The organism is Micromonospora sp. NPDC005087, assembly GCF_042872965.1.
Lineage (GTDB): Bacteria > Actinomycetota > Actinomycetes > Mycobacteriales > Micromonosporaceae > Micromonospora.
In genome coordinates, this window is record NZ_JBIALB010000010.1 from 187574 (window position 1) to 206839 (window position 19266).

Sequence of the window (19266 nt, forward strand, 5' to 3'; positions counted from 1 at the left end):
GCCACGGCCGTCCGCGCGGTCAGGAAGGCTGGAGGGATGAGCGACGCCACCGCCCTGACGGCCGACCGCATCCTCGACACCGCCGAGGAGGTGCTGCGCCGGTACGGGCCCGCCAAGGCCACCGTGCTGGACGTCGCCCGGGCGCTGGGCGTCAGCCACGGCAGCGTCTACCGGCACTTCGCCAGCAAGGCCGCGCTGCGCGATGCGGTCGCCGACCGCTGGCTGGCGCGGGTCTCCACCCCGCTGATCGAGGTGGCCACCGGCCCCGGTCCGGCCCCGCAGCGGCTGCGCCGGTGGCTCGCCGAGCTGAGCGGCACCAAGCGCCGGATCGCCCGCGAGGACCCGGAGCTGTTCGACAACTTCCACCAGCTCGCCACCCTCTCCGAGGGCGCGGTCGCCAAGCACCTTGAGGTCCTCGCCGGCCAGCTCACCCTGATCGTCGCGGACGGGCTGGCGGCCGGCGAGTTCAGCGTGCCCGACCCGGCGGTGGCCGGCCGGGCGCTGTTGCAGGCCACCGCCCGCTTCCACCACCCGTCCCACCGCACCGAGTGGAGCGAACCGGGCCTCGACGATGACATGGCAGCGGTGGTCGCGCTGCTCATCGACGGCCTGCGTACCCGCCCGGAGAGCTGAGTCGGGCTGGCTCGGCGGCGAGCAGGTCAGGCTGGCACGGCGGCGAGCAACCGGTCGCGCAGCACGGCGGCCCGATCGGTGAAGCCGCGCTGCGCGGCGGCGTACTCCGCCCGGCCCTCCGGCGTCTCCACCCGCACCGGCGGATGACCCAACGCCGCCAGGTCGTACGGGGAGGCCCGCATGTCCAGGGTGCGGATCTCCCGGGCCAGCTCGAAGCAGTCCGCGACGAGCTCCGAGGGCAGCAGCGGCGACAGCTTGTACGCCCACTTGTAGAGGTCCATGTTCGCGTGCAGGCAGCCCGGCTGCTCGTGCGCGTGCTGGGTCTCCCGGGTCGGGGTGAGCACGTTCAACGGCCGGGCTGGCGGCGTGAAGAACCGGAACGCGTCGAAGTGGCTGCACCGCACGCCCCGCTCCTCGACGATCGCGGCGGTCCGCTCCGGGTCCAGCCGCAACGGCCAGGCGTTGTGCCGCAGCTCCTCACGGGTCTGCCGGTAGACCATCGCCCACTCATGCATCCCGAAGCAGCCGAAGTGCGGCGTCCGCCCGGCGGTGGCCGCCAGCAGCGAGCGGATCCAGCCGATCGAGTCGCTGCGTCGCGCCCGTACCGCCTCGGTGTCGAGGGTGACCCCGACGGTGGTGGCGCGGTAGTCCCGGCCGAAATCGGCCGGATCCGCGCCACGCAGCTCGACCCCCGCGCCCGGGTGCCAGCGACGCAGCTGGGCCGGACGGTGCGAGTAGTAGGTGAAGAGGAAATCGGCCACCGGGTGCCGCTCGCCGCGGCGCCGGCGGGCCAGGTGCGGGGTCAGCCAGCCGTCCACCCGCTCCTCGTGGGCCCGGCGGCGGGCCTGCCAGGCCGCCACGTCGAGCACGGCGGGGGCGAGGGCGGCGGTCACGGACCCCAGGGTACGACCGCCGCCCGCCCGCCGGTCAGGGCATGTCCACCCGCACGCCGGCGGAGAACACCCCGCTGCGCAGCTCCAGCTGCCGGGGCGGGTCCCGCCCGTCGACGGTGAACACCAGCGGGAGCACCACCCGGGTGCCCGCGGCCACCGGATCGGCGAAGACGTCCCGACCCAGGTTGGCCGCCTGGGTGGCCGGCTCGTCGGTGCTCACCCAGCGCCCGCCCGGCAGGTAGGCCCGTTGCAGCTGGCCGTGCCAGGGCTGCTGATCGCCGGTGACGTTGCGCACACCGACCGTGGCCTGGCACCGCCGACCCGCGGCCGGCGCCGTACCGCCGCCGTCGGCCGGCCCGGCGGAGCCGGCCGCACCGCACGACATCCGGTACACGGTGAACTCGAACGCCGACTCGCGCAGCGGCATGCCGACCGGGCCGGACACCGCGGTGCCCATCCACGCGCCGCTGGTCGGCTGCTTCTGGGTGTCGATCGCCGCCACCCGCCGGGTCGCTGTCCAGCCGGCAGCACCGAGTACGCCGGCCAGCACGACCACCGCCGCGCCGACCAGCAACCAGACCGGCGGGGTACGCCGACGCCGCGCCGGGCTCGGGGACGACGGACGCGGATAGACCGTCCCGCGTCCGTCGTCGGGCGCCCCGCCGGCGGCCAGGGCGGCGGCCGTCATCCGCCGCCCACGCCGGCGGCGACGCCACACCCAGAACGCACCGGCGCAGAGCAGCAGCAGGACGGCCAGCCCGGCCAGCAGCACCGGGATCCGCCGCCAGGCCGGCGCCTCGGTGACCTCGGCCGCCGCCGGCGTCGCCGCCGCCTGCCAGGTGGCTGTGGCGCAGTCGTACGGCCGGCTGCCGTCGCTGGTGAACGCGCAGGCCGGCGCGGTCATCGGTTGGCCCGGCGCGGTCGCGGCGAGCGCCGTGCCGAGCGTGGTGCTGCTGTGCGCGGGCAGCCTCAACCGCCAGGTCACCTCGGTGGCGGACCCGCCGGCGCGGGTGGCTCGTCCGCCGGAACTGATCGAGGTGGCCGAGGCGCCGGGCGGCAGCTCCTGGCGCACCGTCGTGTCGACCGGCGAGTTGCCCACGTTGCGGACGTGTATCCGGTACCGCGGGGCGGGGCTGCTCTCCGGCGCGACCGCCACCGTGACCGGGGGCGGGAGCGCCTTCGCCGGTTTCCGCGAGGGTGGCGCCATCGCTGGCGGCGCCGACGGTGGCGTGGGCTCCGCGGTCGCCGCGGCGGGTGCCCGCGCGGCCACCGCCACCGGCGGCGGCGTGCTGGCGACCGGTGGCGGCAGGGCCCCCGCTGGTCGTGGCGGGGCCGCCGTTGGTTGTGGCGTGACGGCCGGTGGTCGTGGCGTGGCCGCCGCCTCCGGGGCCGCCGTGGGCAGGGCCGGCACGGCGGCGAGGATGCCGAGGCAGTGCACGAGCACTGCGAGGGCTCTGTGGTGTCGTGTCGATGCAGGCATACGAACGAACCTCCGGAGCCGACGCTAGGGGCGCGCTGCCTCCGTGCGGGTACGAAGTCGGGAAGCCGGCCCGGGCCGTCGCCGCCTCGGCTAGGGTGCCCCCACCTGACGGCTTGAGCACACCCGGCAGCCGGTCCTGGTCGGTAAACCTGGCGGCGGGGATAGATTGGCCGGGTGCGTATCGCTCGTTTCGCTCATGCCAAGGGAATGTCGTTCGGGGTCGTCGAGGGCGAGCCGGAGGCCGGGCCGCAGGGCCTGACCATCGCCGAGATCGAAGGCCACCCGTTCGGCAAGCTCTCCTTCAGTGGGGCCCGCTGGGCCCTCTCCGACGTCCGACTGCTCTCGCCGATCCTGCCCAGCAAGGTGGTCTGCGTGGGTCGCAACTACGCCGACCACGCCGCCGAGCACGGCAGCGAGGTGCCCAAGGAGCCGTTGCTCTTCCTCAAGCCGTCCACCTCGGTGATCGGTCCCCGGGACGCGATCCGGCTGCCGATCTTCTCCAAGCAGGTGGAGCACGAGGCGGAGCTGGCGGTGGTGATCGGGGCGCCGGGGGCGCGCCGAGCCGACCGGGCCGCCGCCGAACGCGCCATCTTCGGCTACACCTGCGCCAACGACGTCACCGCCCGTGATCTCCAGCGCTCCGACGGGCAGTGGACCCGGGCCAAGGGCTTCGACTCGTTCTGCCCGATCGGGCCGTGGATCACCACCGGTCTGGATGTCTCCGACCTGGAGATCCGGTGCGAGGTGGGCCGCAACCCGGAGGAGATGGAGGTACGCCAGCTCGGCCGGACGAAGGACATGGTCTTCGACGTGCCCGGCCTGGTGTCGTACATCTCGCACGTGATGACGCTGCTGCCCGGCGACGTGGTGCTCACCGGCACGCCGGCAGGGGTTAGCCCGCTCGTCGAGGGGGATGCGGTCACCGTGCGGATCGAGGGCATCGGGGAGCTCACCAACCCGGTGGTCCCGGTCGCCTGATCCGTCCGATGCCCCTGTTTCCGCAGCTCACGGGCGGTTCGGGGGGATCGGATTTGGCCTGCCGGCACCGGGAGGGTAATGTTCACTCCCGGCGCCGCAAGGGGCCAATGGGGTATGGGGTAATTGGCAGCCCGACTGATTCTGGTTCAGTTAGTCTAGGTTCGAGTCCTGGTACCCCAGCGCAGCTGGGATTCGCGAGAATCCCGGACGCTGGATTCTGACGGAGTGCGACTCCGCCCCCGCGGGGGCGGAGGGTGGTCTCTGGTAGAGTGCAGCTCCTCCGCCCGCGACGGTGGAGGAGCAGAAGTGGTTCTGGCCCCGTCGTCTAGTGGCCCAGGACGCCGCCCTCTCAAGGCGGTAGCGCCGGTTCGAATCCGGTCGGGGCTACATCAGCGCACAGCCCGTCTCACCTGGTGAGGCGGGCTGTTTCGTGTCCACCTCGCGCGCCCCGCCGGGCCCGCACCCCGTGCTGCCCCCCGGGATACGGTGCCGCTAGACTACAGCCGCACCGCTCGCGAGGGCGGTGAAGCAGGAAAGTTCTGGCCCCGTCGTCTAGTGGCCCAGGACGCCGCCCTCTCAAGGCGGTAGCGCCGGTTCGAATCCGGTCGGGGCTACAAACCGAAGGCTCGTCTCGCTCCGCGAGGCGAGCCTTCCTGCATACCCAGTCCCACCCCCCGCCCGCGTCCCCCTCCCGCCCCCTCCCGTCCGCGTGATCAAGAGCTTTGCGTCATGCCACGCCGGGTGGACTGACGCAAACCTCTTGATCACGCCGGCGGGGGGTGGGGCCCAGGCGGGGCCCGGGTCGGGGTGGGGTGGGGTGGGGGTTAGAGGCCGGAGAGGCGTTGGCCGGCTCTCACCACGGCCATGGCGTGGCGTTCGCCGGGGCGGCGGCCGAGGCGCTCGATCGGGCCGGAGATGCTGACGGCGGCGATCACTCTGCCGGTGCGGTCGCGGATCGGGGCGGAGACGCTCGCCACACCGGCCTCCCGCTCGGCCACGCTCTGCGCCCAGCCGCGGCGCCGTACCTCGGCCAGGGTGCGGCCGGTGAACTTGCTGCGTGGCAGCAGCGGCATCACCGCCTCCGGCGGCTCCCAGGCGAGCAGGATCTGGGCCGCGGACCCGGCGGTCATCGGCAGCACCGACCCGACCGGAACGGTGTCCCGCAGGCCGCTGGCGCGCTCGGCCGCCGCCACGCAGATCCGTTCGTCGGCGCGGCGCAGGTAGAGCTGTGCGCTCTCGCCGGTGGCGTCGCGCAGCGCGGCCAGCAGCGGTTCGGCGGCGGTCAGCAGGACGTCCGGCGCGGCGTTGGCCAGCTCGCCCAGCCGCGGGCCGGGACGCCAGCGACCCTGGGTGTCCCGGACCAGCATCCGGTGAATCTCCAGTGCCTGTGCCAGCCGGTGCGCGGTGGCCCGGGGCAGCTTCGTGCGCTCAACGAGTTCGGCCAGGCTGGCGCCGTCGACACAGGCGGCCAGGATGACCACCGCCTTGTCGAGAACGCCGACACCGCTCATACTGTGTCCCACAAGCCGAAACTTACCTCCCAGAATTTAGGATGTCCAGATGGTGGGAGTCACTCCTCAGCCGAGGACCCTGGCCGAGAAGGTCTGGGACGCGCACGTCGTACGGTCCGCCGCTGGTGAGCCGGACCTGCTCTTCATCGACCTGCACCTGCTGCACGAGGTGACCAGCCCGCAGGCGTTCGACGGGCTGCGGCTCGCCGGTCGCCGGGTGCGCCGTACCGACCTGACGCTCGCGACCGAGGACCACAACACCCCGACCGGGTACGCCGATCCGGCGTTCCGGTCCCGCCGTGGTGACCTGCTCACCATCGCGGACCCCACGTCCCGGACGCAGATCGAGACGCTGCGCCGCAACTGCGCCGAGTTCGGCGTGCGGCTGCACCCGCTCGGCGACGACAACCAGGGCATCGTGCACGTCATCGGCCCGCAGCTCGGGCTCACCCAACCGGGCCTGACCATCGTCTGCGGCGACTCGCACACCGCCACCCACGGCGCGTTCGGCGCGCTCGCCTTCGGCATCGGCACCAGCGAGGTGGAGCACGTGCTGGCCACCCAGACGCTGCCGCAGAGCCGGCCGAAGACCATGGCCGTGAACGTCATCGGCCGGCTCGCCCCGGGGGTCACCGCCAAGGACCTGGTGCTCGCGCTGATCGCCCAGGTCGGCACCGGCGGCGGTCGCGGGCACATCGTCGAGTACCGCGGCGAGGCCATCCGCGCCCTCTCGATGGAGGGGCGGATGACGATCGCCAACATGTCCATCGAGTGGGGCGCCAAGGCCGGCATGATCGCGCCGGACGAGACCACCTTCGCGTACCTCAAGGGTCGGCCGAACGCGCCGCAGGGCGCGGACTGGGACGCGGCGGTCACGTGGTGGCGGTCGCTGCCCACCGACGAGGGCGCGCGCTTCGACGCCGAGGTGACCCTGGACGCCAGCCGGGTCACCCCGTTCGTCACCTGGGGCACCAACCCCGGTCAGGGCGCGCCACTGAGCGCGCCGGTGCCGGACCCGGAGGAGTTCGCCACCGACTCCGAACGTGCCGCGGCCCGCCGGGCGCTGGAGTACATGGACCTGCGCGCCGGCACGCCGCTGCGTGAGCTGCCCATCGACGTGGTCTTCGTGGGTTCCTGCACCAACGGCCGCCTGGAGGACCTGCGGGCCGCCGCCGACGTGCTGCGCGGCCACACGGTCGCCGACGGGGTACGGATGCTCGTGGTGCCCGGCTCCGCCGCGGTGCGGGAGGCCGCCGAGGCCGAAGGGCTGGACAAGGTCTTCGCCGATGCCGGCGCCGAGTGGCGGTTCGCCGGCTGCTCGATGTGCCTGGGGATGAACCCCGACACGCTGAAGCCGGGCGAGCGCTCCGCCTCCACCTCCAACCGCAACTTCGAGGGCCGTCAGGGTCCGGGCGGGCGTACCCACCTCGTCTCCCCGCCGGTCGCCGCCGCCACCGCCGTGGTCGGCCGGCTGGCCGCCCCCGCCGACCTGTAGAAGGGACCGAGGAGATGGACAAGTTCACCACCCACACCGGCACCGCCGTGCCGCTGCGGCGTTCCAACGTGGACACCGATCAGATCATCCCGGCCGTGTACCTCAAGCGGGTGACTCGGACCGGCTTCGCCGACGGACTGTTCAGTGCCTGGCGCGAAGATCCGGCATTCGTGCTCAACGATCATTCGTATTCCGGGGCGTCGATCCTCATCGCCGGTCCGGAGTTCGGCACCGGATCCTCCCGCGAGCACGCAGTCTGGGCTCTCCGGGACTGGGGCTTTCGCGCAGTCGTGGCCCCGGGCTTCGGCGACATCTTCCGCGGCAACGCACTCAAGGAGGGTCTGCTGCCGGTCGAGTTGGCATTGAAAGCCGTCGAAGAACTGTGGGGCCTCGTCGAGGCGGATCCGAGCACTCCGGTGACCGTCGACCTGACCGCTCGCCAGCTCCGGGCCGGGGACGCCAGCTGGTCGTTTCCGCTGGACGACTTCAGCCGGTGGCGGTTGCTGAAGGGCCTGGACGACATTGGACTCACCCTTCGGCACGCCGCCGACATCGACTCCTACGAGGCGGGCCGACTGCCGTTCCTGCCCTCGGTGGCATAGCCGTACGCCCGACCGCACACCGGATTCCGCCCCCATCGGTCCAACCGGTGGGGGTGAATCCGTTGCGACACAAGGGCTTTTTTCCACCGAATGTTTGTGTCCCGGCAGCACAGGGCATACCGTGCGCGCAGAATGGCTCGCGTCGAGTCAGTTGCACAATCGGGAGGAAGTCGTGAACAAGGCCGAGCTCATCGAGGCGCTCGCTGTTCGCCTGGGGGACCGAAAAACGGCGACGGCCGCGCTCGACGCGGTCCTCACTGAGGTCCAGGCGGCGGTCACCAAGGGCGAGAAGGTGGCGATCACCGGATTCGGAGCATTCGAAAAGCGTGTGCGTGGCGCGCGAACAGCGCGCAACCCGCGTACCGGCGAGGCGGTGAAGGTCAAGAAGACATCTGTCCCCACCTTCCGCGCCGGCGCCGGATTCAAGGAGATGGTGGCCAGCGGCAAGGTGCCGAGGGCCACGGCGGCGGCGAAGAAGACCGCCACCACCACGGCCAAGACCGCCGGCACCAAGGCGGCGGGCACCAAGGCGGCGGGCACCAAGGCGGCGGGCACCAAGGCCGCGGGCACCAAGGCCACCGCGGCCAAGGCGGCCAGCAAGAAGACCACCGCGGCCAGCAAGAAGACCGCCCCGGCCAAGGCGAGCAAGACCGCCACGGCCACCAAGGCGGCCAGCAAGAAGACCGCCCCGGCCAAGGCGAGCAAGACCGCCACGGCGACCAAGGCGGCCGCCAGCAAGAAGACCGCCCCGGCGAAGAAGAGCGCCGCGGCGACCAGGTCCGCTGCGGCGAAGAAGACCACCACGGCGGCGAGCAAGAGCACGGCGGCGAAGAAGGCCCCGGCCAAGAAGGCCCCGGCCAAGAAGGCGGCCAGCAAGCGCTGACCGACCCGCAGGAAAGGGCGTCTACCCGTGGGGTGGGCGCCCTTTTCGGCGTAGCCCGGACCGTTGACCGGACGGGCCGGCACGCGCAGAATCGCCGTGCCGGCCCCCCTTTGCCGGCCCGCCGACGGGAAGAGGGCGCCGGTGCGCTACCGCCAGCTCACCACCGGATGGCTCGCGCTGGGCGTCATCCTGCTCATCGACGTGCTGCGGGTGTGGCTGCCCGGCATCATCACCATCTTCGGCCAGGCCGCGTCCACCCCGGCCGAGCTGATGGGCGCGTTCGCCCTCGGCTGGTTCGTGCTCGCGCTGGCCGCACCGGCGCTGGTCCGCCGGGTGGGCGCCCGCCCGGTCACCGTCGCCGCTGCCGTTGTGCTGGCCGCCGCCCGGCTCGCGCTCACCGCCGCTCCGGGCGGGCGTACGCAGCTCTGGCTGGCCACCGCCGGGCTGTTGGCCGGGCTGGTCTGGCTGGTCGGCGTCGCCGCCGCCACCGACCGACCGGTGCCCGGGCTGGCGCTGGGGTTGGCGGCCAACGCGGCCGCGCACGCGGTGCTGGACACGTATGACCTGGTCTGGCGGGGTGACTGGGTGGCCTGGCTGCTCAGCGCCGTCGCGGTGGCGGTGTTCCTGCTCGGCACGGCGCTGCCGTCCGTGCCCGCCGGCCCCGGTGGCGCCAGGGCCTGGCTGCTGGCCGGGCCGGCACTGCTGCTGGCCGGGATGGTGGCGCTCAGTCCGGCGCTGGCCCGGACCGGAACCTCGTACCTGGTCGCGGGGGACGGCGTGGCCCGCTCGCCGCTGTTCGGGCTGGCCCCGCTGCCGGTGGCGGTCGCCGGATTCCTGCTGGCCGCACTGGTCGGTGCGCCCCGGCGGTGGGGTCGGGCACTCGGACCGGCGGCACTGCTGGCCGGTGCGCTGCTCTTCGCGCTGGACCGGGGCGATCTGCTCGTCGCGGCCGTCCTGCTCACCGCCGTCGGTCTCGGCGCCTGCCTGGCCCACACCGACGACGCCGGCCGCGTCGAGGGCGCGGAGGACAGCGTGCGGTGGGCGGGCCGTCGGGGATACGCGGTCGCCGTCGGCATGCTCGTCTTCGTGCTGGGGGCGGTCGGGTACTACTCCGCCTACGACCTCGGCTACCCCAACGGCGCGGTGCCGGTGGTGGTCGCCGCGCTGGTCGCCGTCGTCGCCCTCGCCGCCCGTCCCGTCGGCCGCCCGGCCCCGGCACCGTTGCCGCCGTTGCGGACCACGGCCGCGGTCACCGCGCTGGCTCTGCTGGCGCCGCTGCTCGCCGACGAGGTGCCGGTGGCCGACAACCGGGACGGCCCGCCGGAGCGGCTGACCGTGGTGGCGTACAACGTCCGGATGGGTTTCGGGCTCGACGGGCGGTTCGACCTGGCCGGGCTGACCGCCGCCGTCGACCGGCAGCGGCCCGACGTGGTGCTGCTCAGCGAGGTGGACCGGGGCTGGCTGCTCAACGGCGGCCACGACACCCTGGACCTGCTGGCCGACCAGCTCGGCATGCCGTACTTCTTCGGGCCGGCCGCCGACCCCGTCTGGGGCGACGCGGTGCTCAGCCGTTGGCCGGTGACCGATCCGCGGACCCTGCCGCTGCCCGCCGTCGGGGCGCCCACCGGTGCGCAGGCCCTCGCCGTCACCCTGGACCTCGGTGCCGGCGTTCGCACCGCGGTCGTCAGCACCCACCTGCAACCGCCGCCCCACCGGGGTCCGGTGGTCCAGGCCCGCGCGGTCGCCGACTTCGCCACCCGGTACGCGGCCGGCCGGCCGCTGGTGGTGGCCGGCGACCTGAACACCGAACCGGGTGACGAGGCGTTCGGGCAGTTCACCGCGGCCGGTCTAGTCGACGCGTTGGCGGCCGCCCGGCCGCTGGCGACCAGTCCGGCCGACGATCCGCGCCAGCAGATCGACCACGTCTTCGTCTCACCCGGCCTGGCACCCACCGGCCCGGTCGCGCCGCGTGGCACGTCCAGCGACCACCTGCCGGTCGCCGTCACCCTCACGGCCCGCTGACCCGCCGGCTCAGGGCGGCCGCGGCCTACAGGCGGTCCGCAGCGAGCATCCGGTCGGCGGTGAAGGCGAGCAGCCAGCCGCCGCCCTTCGGCGTGGTGAAGTCCTCGTCGGCGCGGCCGGACAGCTGCTCCAGGGCGCCCGGCAGCACCTTGCCCTGCCCGCACACCGCCACCCGCCCGCCGCCGGCCAGCTCCAGCAGCCGGGCGGCGGTGGCGAGGACCTGCTCGTCGAGCTGCTGGCCCGGCTGCGGCTCGTCCAGGTCGCCGCAGATCTCGATCGGCAGGTCGAGCAGCGCGGCGGCCGGGTCCAGGGTCTGCACACAGCGGCGCGGCGACGCCGACACCAGACGGGCCGGCCGGACCAGGGCGACCAGCCCGGCCAGCGCCTGCGCCTGAGCCCATCCCTCGGCGTCCAGCGGCCGTCCGGTGTCGGGGCCGGTCCAGGTGGCCCGCTTGCCGGCGTGCCCGTGCCGGATCAGCGCGATCGTCCCGGTCACCGGTGGCAGCGCGGCGAACGCGCCCAGCACCTCAGCGTCGTGCGGGTAGCTGACCAACCGGATCGCGTCGTCCACGGCGAGCCAGCGCACGTCGTCCACCTCGGTGCCGGGCTGGAAGCCGCCGGAGCCCATCGCGAGCATCGACCAGTAGTCGACCAGCTTCGGCTGGCCCTCGCTGCGGTAGCGCACCGACGGCAGCCGCACCTGCGGCACGCCCCGCACGTCGGACTCCTCGGCCAACTCGCGTACCGCCGCGACCAGCGGGTGCTCGCCCGGCTCCAGCTTGCCCTTCGGCAGCGTCCAGTCCCCGTAGCGCGGGCGGTGCACGACGCAGACCTGCACACCGTCGGCGGACGGTCGCCAGGCCACCCCACCGGCCGCCCGGATGCCGGTCACGGCAGCCATCGGGTCCGCCGTCGCCGGGTTGCCCGGTGCCAGGCGGCGGGGAAGCGGGCACGCATCCGGCGTACCGTCTCGCGTTCCCGTTCGGCCAGCCGACCGGCGGTGACCGCCAGCTCGTGGTCGTCCGGCCGGTCGGCGGCGAGGGCCAGCCAGGTGTCCGCGGCGACGGCGGCGTCCTGGTGCTCGCCCAGCACATCCTGGACCCCGGCAAGGGCGCGAGACAGCCGGCGCGCATCCTTGCCGAGCGCCGGGGCGACCGCGTTGACCGCGTACCGGGCCTGTTTGCCCTCCTTGCGCACGGCGTGCCAGCGGTCGTCCGGCGCCAGCGGGTCGAGGCCGTCGACGCCGTCCGGCCCGGTCAGTTGTCGCCAGGCGCGTGCCACCAGCCCGGGCAGCGCCCGCGCGGCCGGGGCGGCCGCCCGGCGGGTGAGCCGGGGGGCGCGGGCGGCCAGCACCAGGGCGTCCACCAGGGCCAGGTAGCGCGCCGAGCGCAGCGCCTCGTGGACCGCGGCCAGGGCCTGCCGCTGCCGTTCGGCGAGCGCCTCGTCGAGCCGGTCCACCGCGCGCGGGTCGAGTGGGCTGAGCGGATCGGTGGTCGCGGTGCGCCGCAGCCGGTCGCGCAGCACCTCGGCGTCGCGGGCCGCGCCGAGCACGCCGGCCAGCCAGCGCAGCTCAGCCCGCAGCGGGCGGGACCAGCTCCTGCGGACCAGCGGCGCGAAGGTGCGCAGGTCGGTGCGGAGCCGCCGGCAGGCGACCCGCATCTGGTGGACGGCGCTGTCACCGCCGCCGCCCGGGGCGTGCAGCCGCACCAGCGGGTCGTGCGCGAGCAGGCGGCGTACCTCCTTTCGGACCGCCTCGGTCACCACGTCCCCGGCGCTCGGGTCGGCCGGCAGCCCGGACGGCGCGACCAGGTCCGGCTCGGCCTGTGCCGCCGCGCCCAGCGCCCGCACGTGCTTCGGAATGAACGCCCCGTGCCGCGCGCCGGCCTCCCGCAGAACCACGCCGATCCGGTCCAGCAGTTCGCGGTCGCCGGCCTTGAGCTCCGCCTCCAGCTCGCGGAAGGTGTCGGTGGTGGCGCCGGCGTCGTCGAGCACGGTCACCCGGTCGTCCACCACCTCGGCGAGCACCGTGCCGGCGCCGTCGCGCACCTCGTGGGCGTGCCGGACCGTACGCACCACCGTCACCGGCGCCAGCGGCGCGCCCCGGTGCAGGGCGGTGACCAGCTCCACCAGCTCCGGCGGCGGTTGTCCGACCGGCCCGGGACGGGAGATCTCGTGCCGGACACCGGGCGTCGACGTGGGCAGCTTCACCGTCCAGGGCAGATCGTCGCCCCGGCGGTGGCGCAGCGAGGCGCCGGCCCGGGCAAGCCGCAGGTCGACGGTGTCGAGGTAGCGGGCGACCAGCGTCACCGGCGGCAGCGCGCGGACCTCGCCACCGGCCGGGGAGGTGGCGGACAGGTCCGGCAGCACGTAGGCGTCGTCCACCTCGTGCTTCTGCTCCTCCTCCACCATCAGGTCAGCCTATGCCGCGACCCGGTCAGCCGGCGGTGCCACCGACCCGGTGCAGCAGCAGTTCCTGGAGATGCTCCCGGGTCTCCTCGTCCCCGCCGGCACGCCGGCTCCAACAGCCGTCACCGGCCAGCTCGAACGCGTCCACGTCGGGGCTCATCGCCATGGTCAGCACCCGGTCCAGCTCGGCTCGGGCCACCGGGTCGCTCACCTGCACCAGCGCCTCCACCCGCCGGTCCAGGTTGCGGTGCATCAGATCCGCCGAGCCCATCCAGAACTCGGCGTTGCCGTTGTTGCCGAACCGGAAGATGCGGGAGTGCTCCAGGAACCGGCCGAGGATCGAGCGGACGCGGATGTTCTCCGACAGCCCCGGCACCCCCGGACGCAGCGTGCACATTCCCCGGATGAGCAGGTCGACGTGCACGCCGGCCTGGGAGGCCCGGTACAGCGCGTCGGTCACGCCCTCGTCGACCAGCGAGTTGACCTTGAACTGGACGAGACCGGGCATGCCCAGCCGGACGTGCGAGATCTCCCGCTCGATCCGCTCGATCAGGCCGCTGCGGATGCCCTGCGGGGCGACCAGCAGCCGCCGGTACGCGGTCTGCCGGCTGTAGCCGGTGAGCACGTTGAACAGGTCGGTGAGGTCGGCGCCGACCTCCGGGTCGGCGGTGAGCATGCCGAAGTCCTCGTACAGCCGCGCGGTCTTCGGGTGGTAGTTGCCGGTGCCGATGTGGCAGTAGCGGCGGATCTGGTTGCCCTCCTGCCGGACCACCAGCGCGGTCTTGCAGTGCGTCTTCAGGCCGACCAGGCCGTACACGACGTGACACCCGGCGCGTTCCAGGGTGCGCGCCCAGCCGATGTTGGCCACCTCGTCGAAGCGGGCCTTCACCTCCACCAGCACCACCACCTGCTTGCCGGCGGCGGCCGCGTCGACCAGGGCGTCGACGATCGGCGAGTCGCCGCTGGTGCGGTACAGGGTCTGCTTGATGGCCAGCACGTTCGGGTCGGCGGCGGCCTGCTCGATGAAGCGCTGCACGCTGGTGGCGAACGAGTGGTACGGGTGGTGCACCAGGATGTCCCCGTCGCGCAGGGTGGCGAAGACGCTGCGCGGCACCTCACCCTCGGCGAGCCGGGGATGGGTGGCCGGCACGAACGGCGGGTCCTTGAGGTCCGGCCGGTCCGCCTCGCCGTAGACCTGCCAGAGCGCGGAGAGGTCCAGCAGCCCGGGGACCCGCAGCACGTCCTGGTCGTCCATGTCCAGTTCCCGCACGAGCAGGTCCAGCATGTGATCGGAGATCGACGCGGCCACCTCCAGCCGGACCGGCGGGCCGAACCGACGCCGCGCCAGCTCCCGTTCCAGGGCCTGGAGCAGGTCCTCGTCGCGGTCCTCGTCGACCTCCACCTCGGCGTTGCGGGTGACCCGGAAGAGGTGACACTCGACCACCTGCATGCCGCTGAACAGCTGCCCCAGGTGCACCGAGATCAGGTCCTCCACCGGCACCATCCGCACGCCCGGCTGGTCCCGGTCCACGCGTACGAAGCGGGGGACGTTGTTGGGCACCTTCACCCGGGCGAACAGCTCCGAACCGCCGTCCGGGTCGCGGACCGCCACCGCCAGGTTCAGCGACCGCCCGGAGATGTACGGGAACGGGTGCGCCGGGTCCACCGCGAGCGGGGTCAGCACCGGGAAGATGTGCTCCCGGAAGTAGGTGCGCAGCCGCTCCCGCTCGGCGTCGCCCAGGTCGCCCCAACGCAGGATGCGGATGCTTTCGTCGGCCAGCTTGGGCAGCACGTCGTCGACGAAGCACGCGGCGTGCCGGGCGACCAGCTCGGCGGTCCGCTCGGCGATCAGCTCCAGCTGGGTCCGCAGGGGCAGCCGGTCGCCGCCGCGTACCGGAAGGCCGGCGGAGAGCCGTCGCTTCAGCCCCGCGATCCGCACCATGTAGAACTCGTCGAGGTTGCTGGCGAAGATGGCGAGGAACTTGGCCCGCTCCAGCAGCGGGGTGCGCTGGTCCTCGGCGAGCGTGAGCACCCGGGCGTTGAAGTCGAGCCACGACAGCTCCCGGTTGAGGAACCGGTCCTCCGGCAGTGGCGCGGGAACCGGCGGTTCGTCCGGCTCGCCGCCGGCCGGCCGTCCCTCGGGCCTGGTCGGCCGCAGCCCACCGGCCGCCGGGCCGTCCGTCTCGGTGGACGAGACGGCGGAGTCGAGGACCTCGTCCAGCCCGGAGGAGGCCGCGGCCGGGTCGGTGTCGTGCGCGTCGGCGCGGGCGGCGCCGGCCCGCTCGGCGCGGACCTGCCGGAATCGGCCGTCGCCGCCGCGTGTGCGGGCGCCGTTGCGGGGGACGGCTGGGTCGGTGGCGGGCGTGCCGGCCGGGTGCTCGCGAGGGGTGCTCACCCGCTCATAATCACCCGATCCGGGTTAACGCAAAATGAACTTGGCCTCGCCGGTTCAGCTCATCGTCGGCAATGTCACCCGGACGACCTCGCCGTCTGAATCCGTGTCGACGCGAACCCGCTGGCCGAGCCGGAGCAGCCGCAGCCCGGAGGCGTCGAAGGCCCGGGCGGGAAAGCGCAGCTCGGTGCCGTCGTCGAGCAGCAGAACTCCGCTGCGCGTCGCCGCGTCGTAGCTGGCCACCGTGCCTTGCATGCTTGGCACCGTACACCGGCGGGTCAGCCCGCGGAGCGGGCCGGGCAGCCGGCGGCGAGCAGCGCGGCGGTACGCGGTCCCAGCCCGAGCCGGGCGGCGGCGGCCAGGTCGGCGGCGGTGTCCACGTCCCGGCGCAGGCTGGGCCAGTCGCCGTTCAGGGGCAGCGCCCCGCTGGCCGTGTGCGCCGCCGCCGAGCCCATTCCGAACCGCGGGTCCAGGGCGATGCCCGGCGGCGCCGTGAGCAGCACCGTGCCCTCGCCCGGTGCGTCCGGCACGAACCGGCGTACCCGCGCTCGGCCGGCCCGCGCCGCGAGCAGCGCGCCGGCCAGCTCGGCCGGGCGCAGCGCCGGCAGGTCGGCGGTGAGCCCCGCCACCCACCCGGCGGGCACGCCCGCCGCGCCGTGCCGGAACGCGGCGTTCAGACCGGCGTCCGGCTCGTCGGGTCGCACCCGCGCGCCGGCGGTCCGCGCCGCCACCGCCACCCGGGCGTCGTCGGTCACCACCAGAACCTCGGCGACCGCCGGGCAGGTCAGCACCGCGCGGAGCGTGTCGGCCGCCAGCGCCAGCGCCAGCTCCTCGTGCGGTACGCCGGAAAGGGCGCCCCGCAGCCGGCTCTTGGCTGCGGTCAGACGCTTCACCGGCACGACCACGGCCCACCCCGGTTGACTCACGTCGGCAATCCTGCCAGCCGGACGGCGGGACCCTCGCTGGCCGTACCGGGGGCGAGCAGGCATGATTTCCGCTGCGGGCGTCGTGAACGGGGTTCGCGGCGGGGTCGGGCGGGACGAGGAGGCACAGTGGCACGGCGGAGGCTGGGGTTCTGGCAATGGTTCGCCGTGGCGCTGGTGAAGCCGGTGATGACCGTCTGGACCCGGCGCACGTGGCGCGGCATGGAGCACCTCGGCCGGGACGGCGGCGTCATCATCGTCGCGAACCACATCTCGCACGCCGACCCGCTGGTCTCCGCGCACTTCATCTTCGACTCCGGGCGGTGGCCGCAGTACCTGGGCAAGGCCAGCGTGTTCCGGGTGCCGGTGGTCGGCTGGATCCTGCGCCGGTGCCGGCAGATTCCGGTCGAGCGGGGCACCGTGGACGCGGTCCGCTCGCTGGACGCGCTGGTCGCCGCGCTCGACGAGGGCGGCGCGGTGGTGATCTACCCGGAGGGCACCACCACCCGGCAGCCGGAGCTGTGGCCGATGAAGGCCAAGACCGGCGCGGCCCGGTTGGCGCTGGCCACCGGTGCGCCCGTGGTGCCACTGGTGATGTGGGGGCCGGAGCGGATCTTCGACCCGCGGACCACCCGGCTCAGCCTGCGTCCGCGGATCCCGGTGACCGTGGTCGCCGGCGAACCGGTCGACCTGAGCCGGTGGGCGGACGCCCCGCCGACGCGAGCCACTCTCGAGGGGATGTCGGACGCCATCATGCTGCGGCTGCGGGACATGCTCGCCGAGATCCGTGGCGGCACCCCGCCGCCGCTCTGGGAACGGCCGGCCCGACCGTCCGCCGAGCGCCAGCAGGGTGGTGTTGCGTGAACGGGCACAGCACGGGCCACGTCGCGGTGCTCGGCGCCGGCTCCTGGGGCACCGCGTTCGCCAAGATCCTCGCCGACGCGGGGCGGGACGTGACGGTGTGGGCGCGGCGCGCGCCGGTGGCCCAGAGCATCCGCACCGAGCGCCGGAACCCGGAGTACCTGCCGGACCTGCTGCTGCCGGCCCGGGTCACCGCCACCCACGACGCGGTCGAGGCGATCACCGGCGCCGAGCTGGTGGTGCTGGCCGTGCCGTCGCAGACCCTGCGCGGCAACCTCGCCGAGTGGGCCGGGCACCTGCACCCGGACGCCACCCTCGTGTCGCTGATGAAGGGCATCGAGCTGGGCACCACCAGCCGGATGAGCGAGGTCATCGTGGAGACCGCCGGTGTGGCTGCGGACCGCGTGGTCGTGGTCTCCGGTCCGAACCTGGCCCCGGAGATCGCCGCCGAGCAGCCGGCCGCCACCGTGGTCGCCGGAACGAACAGCCACCGCACCACGCTCGTGCAGGCGTCGATCCGGACTCCCTACCTGCGCCCGTACACCAATGACGACGTGATCGGCTGCGAGCTGGGCGGGGCGGTCAAGAACGTGATCGCCCTGTCGTACGGCATCGCCACCGCGATGGGCTTCGGTGACAACACTCGGGCCATGTTGATGACCCGCGGGCTGGCCGAGACGGCCCGCCTGGGTGTGGCGCTCGGCGCGGACCCGATCACCTTCGCCGGCCTGGCGGGCATGGGCGACCTGGTCGCCTCCTGCTCGTCCCCGCTGGCCCGGAACCGCACCTTCGGGGAGCATCTGGGCCGGGGCGAGACGCTGGAGCAGGCCCAGGCCGCCACCCGGCAGACCGCCGAGGGCGTGAAGAGCTGCCTGGCGATCCGCGACCTGGCGCGGGCGCACGGTGTCGAGATGCCGATCACCGAGCAGGTCGAGCGGATCTGCCACGAGGGGATGGATCCCCGCCTCGCCGTGGACACCCTGATGAGCCGGACAGCCAAACCCGAGTCGTACGAGTGAGGACCCGATGAGCGATCTGGGAGACGGCACCCGCTGTGTGCACGCCGGGCTGCCCGAGCCGGCACCAGGTGACCCCTTCCTGCCCGGGCCGGTCTTCGCCGCGCCGTACCACCTCGACCCGTGGCAGGGCCCGGCCGGCTCACCGAACGGCTACGGCCGCCCCGACAACCCCACCCGGCGGCTGCTGGAGTCGGCCGTGGGTGAGTTGGAAGGCGGCGACTGCCGGGTCTTCGCCACCGGTCAGGCGGCCATCACCGGGGTGCTGTTGACCCTGCTGCGCCCGGGGGACACCGTGGTGCTGCCCACCGACGGATACTTCCCGGTCCGGGCGTTCGCCACCGATGTGCTGGAGGCGATCGGCGTCCGGGTGCTGTTCGTCCCGACCGTCGGGCCGTACCCGTCGCTGGAGGGCGTCCGGCTGGTGCTGGTGGAGACCCCGGCCAACCCGGGCCTGGACGTGGTCGACGTGGCCGCCCTGGCCGAACGGGCGCACGCCGCCGGCGCACTGCTCGCGGTGGACAACACCACGGCGACCCCGCTCGGCCAGCGTCCGCTGGACTTCGGGGCCGACCTGGTGGTCGCCTCGGGTACGAAGGCGCTCACCGGCCACTCCGACCTGCTGCTGGGCTACGTGGCCAGCCGGTCCGCCGAACTGATCGAGGCGGTGACGCGCTGGCGTACCACCACAGGTTCGGTGCCGGGCGCGTTCGATGCCTGGTTGGCCCACCGCTCGCTGGGCACGCTCGACCTGCGGCTGGCCCGGCAGAGCGCGAACGCCGCCGCGGTCGCCGATCTGCTCGCCGGCCGGCCGGACGTGACCGGCCTGCGGTGGCCGGGGCGTACCGACGACCCGGCGTACCCGGTGGCCTCGGCGCAGATGCGCCGGATGCCGGGGGTGCTCTCGTTCGACCTGGGCGACGCCGACCGGGTGAGCCGCTTCGTCGAGGCTGCCCGACTGGTGGTGGCGGCCACCAGCTTCGGTGGCCTGCACACCACCGCGGACCGGCGGGCGCAGTGGGGCGACGACACCGCCCCCGGCTTCGTTCGACTCTCCTGCGGGGTGGAGGACACGGTCGATCTGGTGGCCGACATCGCCGCCGCGCTGGACACCGCCGGACGGGCCTGAGATATCGTGTCGGCGGCCCGCACCGGCGGGCCGCGACCGGAG

General features: G+C 74.0%; 17 protein-coding genes and 3 tRNA genes. 12 read left to right on the plus strand and 8 right to left on the minus strand.

Annotated elements, in window-relative coordinates:
• Positions 1-36 precede the first annotated feature (36 nt).
• Positions 37-633 carry a TetR family transcriptional regulator gene (locus ACFYPS_RS23335; protein WP_354966975.1) on the plus strand — a complete coding sequence of 199 codons (597 nt, stop codon included), beginning with the start codon at positions 37-39 and terminating at the stop codon, positions 631-633.
• A 26-nt stretch (positions 634-659) separates the two neighbouring features.
• On the opposite strand, the gene ACFYPS_RS23340 is transcribed toward ACFYPS_RS23335, so the two are convergent.
• A complete protein-coding gene (locus tag ACFYPS_RS23340; RefSeq protein WP_387326982.1) occupies positions 660-1526 on the minus strand; it encodes a 3-methyladenine DNA glycosylase in 867 nt (288 codons plus the stop codon).
• A gap of 34 nt (positions 1527-1560) precedes the next feature.
• A complete protein-coding gene (locus tag ACFYPS_RS23345) occupies positions 1561-3006 on the minus strand; it encodes a hypothetical protein (protein WP_387326984.1) in 1446 nt (481 codons plus the stop codon).
• 174 nt (positions 3007-3180) lie between these two features.
• On the opposite strand from ACFYPS_RS23345, the gene ACFYPS_RS23350 reads away from it, so the two are divergent.
• From ACFYPS_RS23350 to ACFYPS_RS23365, 4 genes are all read left to right on the plus strand, one after another.
• Positions 3181-3984: a fumarylacetoacetate hydrolase family protein gene (locus ACFYPS_RS23350; RefSeq protein WP_354966972.1), complete on the plus strand. Its 804-nt coding sequence runs from the start codon at positions 3181-3183 to the stop codon at positions 3982-3984.
• Between the two features lie 108 nt (positions 3985-4092).
• Positions 4093-4164 (plus strand) — tRNA-Gln (locus tag ACFYPS_RS23355).
• Between the two features lie 134 nt (positions 4165-4298).
• Positions 4299-4371: transfer RNA gene (locus ACFYPS_RS23360), tRNA-Glu, on the plus strand.
• 154 nt (positions 4372-4525) lie between these two features.
• Positions 4526-4598, plus strand: a tRNA-Glu gene (locus ACFYPS_RS23365).
• Between the two features lie 210 nt (positions 4599-4808).
• Here the strand turns inward: ACFYPS_RS23365 and ACFYPS_RS23370 are convergent.
• Positions 4809-5495 carry an IclR family transcriptional regulator gene (locus ACFYPS_RS23370; RefSeq protein WP_036374687.1) on the minus strand — a complete coding sequence of 229 codons (687 nt, stop codon included), beginning with the start codon at positions 5493-5495 and terminating at the stop codon, positions 4809-4811.
• A 49-nt stretch (positions 5496-5544) separates the two neighbouring features.
• On the opposite strand from ACFYPS_RS23370, the gene leuC reads away from it, so the two are divergent.
• The 4 genes from leuC to ACFYPS_RS23390 all read left to right on the plus strand — a co-directional run bounded on the left by leuC (position 5545) and on the right by ACFYPS_RS23390 (position 10497).
• A complete protein-coding gene (leuC, locus tag ACFYPS_RS23375) occupies positions 5545-6990 on the plus strand; it encodes a 3-isopropylmalate dehydratase large subunit (protein WP_387326987.1) in 1446 nt (481 codons plus the stop codon).
• A gap of 14 nt (positions 6991-7004) precedes the next feature.
• Positions 7005-7592: a 3-isopropylmalate dehydratase small subunit gene (gene leuD, locus ACFYPS_RS23380; RefSeq protein ID WP_354966970.1), complete on the plus strand. Its 588-nt coding sequence runs from the start codon at positions 7005-7007 to the stop codon at positions 7590-7592.
• Between the two features lie 172 nt (positions 7593-7764).
• Positions 7765-8475 carry an HU family DNA-binding protein gene (locus ACFYPS_RS23385; RefSeq protein WP_387326989.1) on the plus strand — a complete coding sequence of 237 codons (711 nt, stop codon included), beginning with the start codon at positions 7765-7767 and terminating at the stop codon, positions 8473-8475.
• A gap of 141 nt (positions 8476-8616) precedes the next feature.
• Entirely contained in the window at positions 8617-10497 is a 1881-nt protein-coding gene (locus tag ACFYPS_RS23390) for an endonuclease/exonuclease/phosphatase family protein (protein ID WP_354966968.1), read from the plus strand.
• 25 nt (positions 10498-10522) lie between these two features.
• Here ACFYPS_RS23390 and ACFYPS_RS23395 read toward each other — a convergent pair whose 3' ends face one another.
• The 5 genes from ACFYPS_RS23395 to cofC are packed head-to-tail and all read right to left on the minus strand — an operon-like array spanning position 10523 to position 16221.
• Positions 10523-11398: an NUDIX hydrolase gene (locus ACFYPS_RS23395; RefSeq protein ID WP_354966967.1), complete on the minus strand. Its 876-nt coding sequence runs from the start codon at positions 11396-11398 to the stop codon at positions 10523-10525.
• The gene (locus ACFYPS_RS23400; protein ID WP_354966966.1) at positions 11386-12906 is read right to left on the minus strand and encodes a CYTH and CHAD domain-containing protein; all 1521 of its coding nucleotides are present in this window, start codon (positions 12904-12906) and stop codon (positions 11386-11388) included. The genes ACFYPS_RS23395 and ACFYPS_RS23400 overlap by 13 nt, the downstream gene beginning before the upstream one ends.
• Positions 12907-12931: 25 nt before the next feature.
• Entirely contained in the window at positions 12932-15298 is a 2367-nt protein-coding gene (locus ACFYPS_RS23405) for an RNA degradosome polyphosphate kinase (RefSeq protein ID WP_354966965.1), read from the minus strand.
• 54 nt (positions 15299-15352) lie between these two features.
• Positions 15353-15550: a cold-shock protein gene (locus tag ACFYPS_RS23410; protein WP_354966964.1), complete on the minus strand. Its 198-nt coding sequence runs from the start codon at positions 15548-15550 to the stop codon at positions 15353-15355.
• Positions 15551-15573: 23 nt separating this feature from the next.
• Positions 15574-16221: a 2-phospho-L-lactate guanylyltransferase gene (gene cofC / locus ACFYPS_RS23415; RefSeq protein WP_387326993.1), complete on the minus strand. Its 648-nt coding sequence runs from the start codon at positions 16219-16221 to the stop codon at positions 15574-15576.
• 126 nt (positions 16222-16347) lie between these two features.
• Here cofC and ACFYPS_RS23420 point away from each other — a divergent pair, with 126 nt between their 5' ends.
• Genes ACFYPS_RS23420 through ACFYPS_RS23430 form a run of 3 tightly spaced genes read left to right on the plus strand, consistent with a single transcriptional unit; the run spans position 16348 to position 19224 of the window.
• Positions 16348-17082 (plus strand): lysophospholipid acyltransferase family protein, encoded by a 735-nt coding sequence (locus ACFYPS_RS23420; protein ID WP_354966962.1) that lies wholly within the window; start codon positions 16348-16350, stop codon positions 17080-17082.
• Entirely contained in the window at positions 17079-18098 is a 1020-nt protein-coding gene (locus ACFYPS_RS23425; RefSeq protein WP_354966961.1) for an NAD(P)H-dependent glycerol-3-phosphate dehydrogenase, read from the plus strand. Before ACFYPS_RS23420 ends, ACFYPS_RS23425 begins: the two co-directional genes overlap by 4 nt.
• A 7-nt stretch (positions 18099-18105) precedes the next feature.
• Positions 18106-19224 carry a cystathionine gamma-lyase gene (locus tag ACFYPS_RS23430; protein WP_354966960.1) on the plus strand — a complete coding sequence of 373 codons (1119 nt, stop codon included), beginning with the start codon at positions 18106-18108 and terminating at the stop codon, positions 19222-19224.
• Positions 19225-19266: the final 42 nt, after the last annotated feature.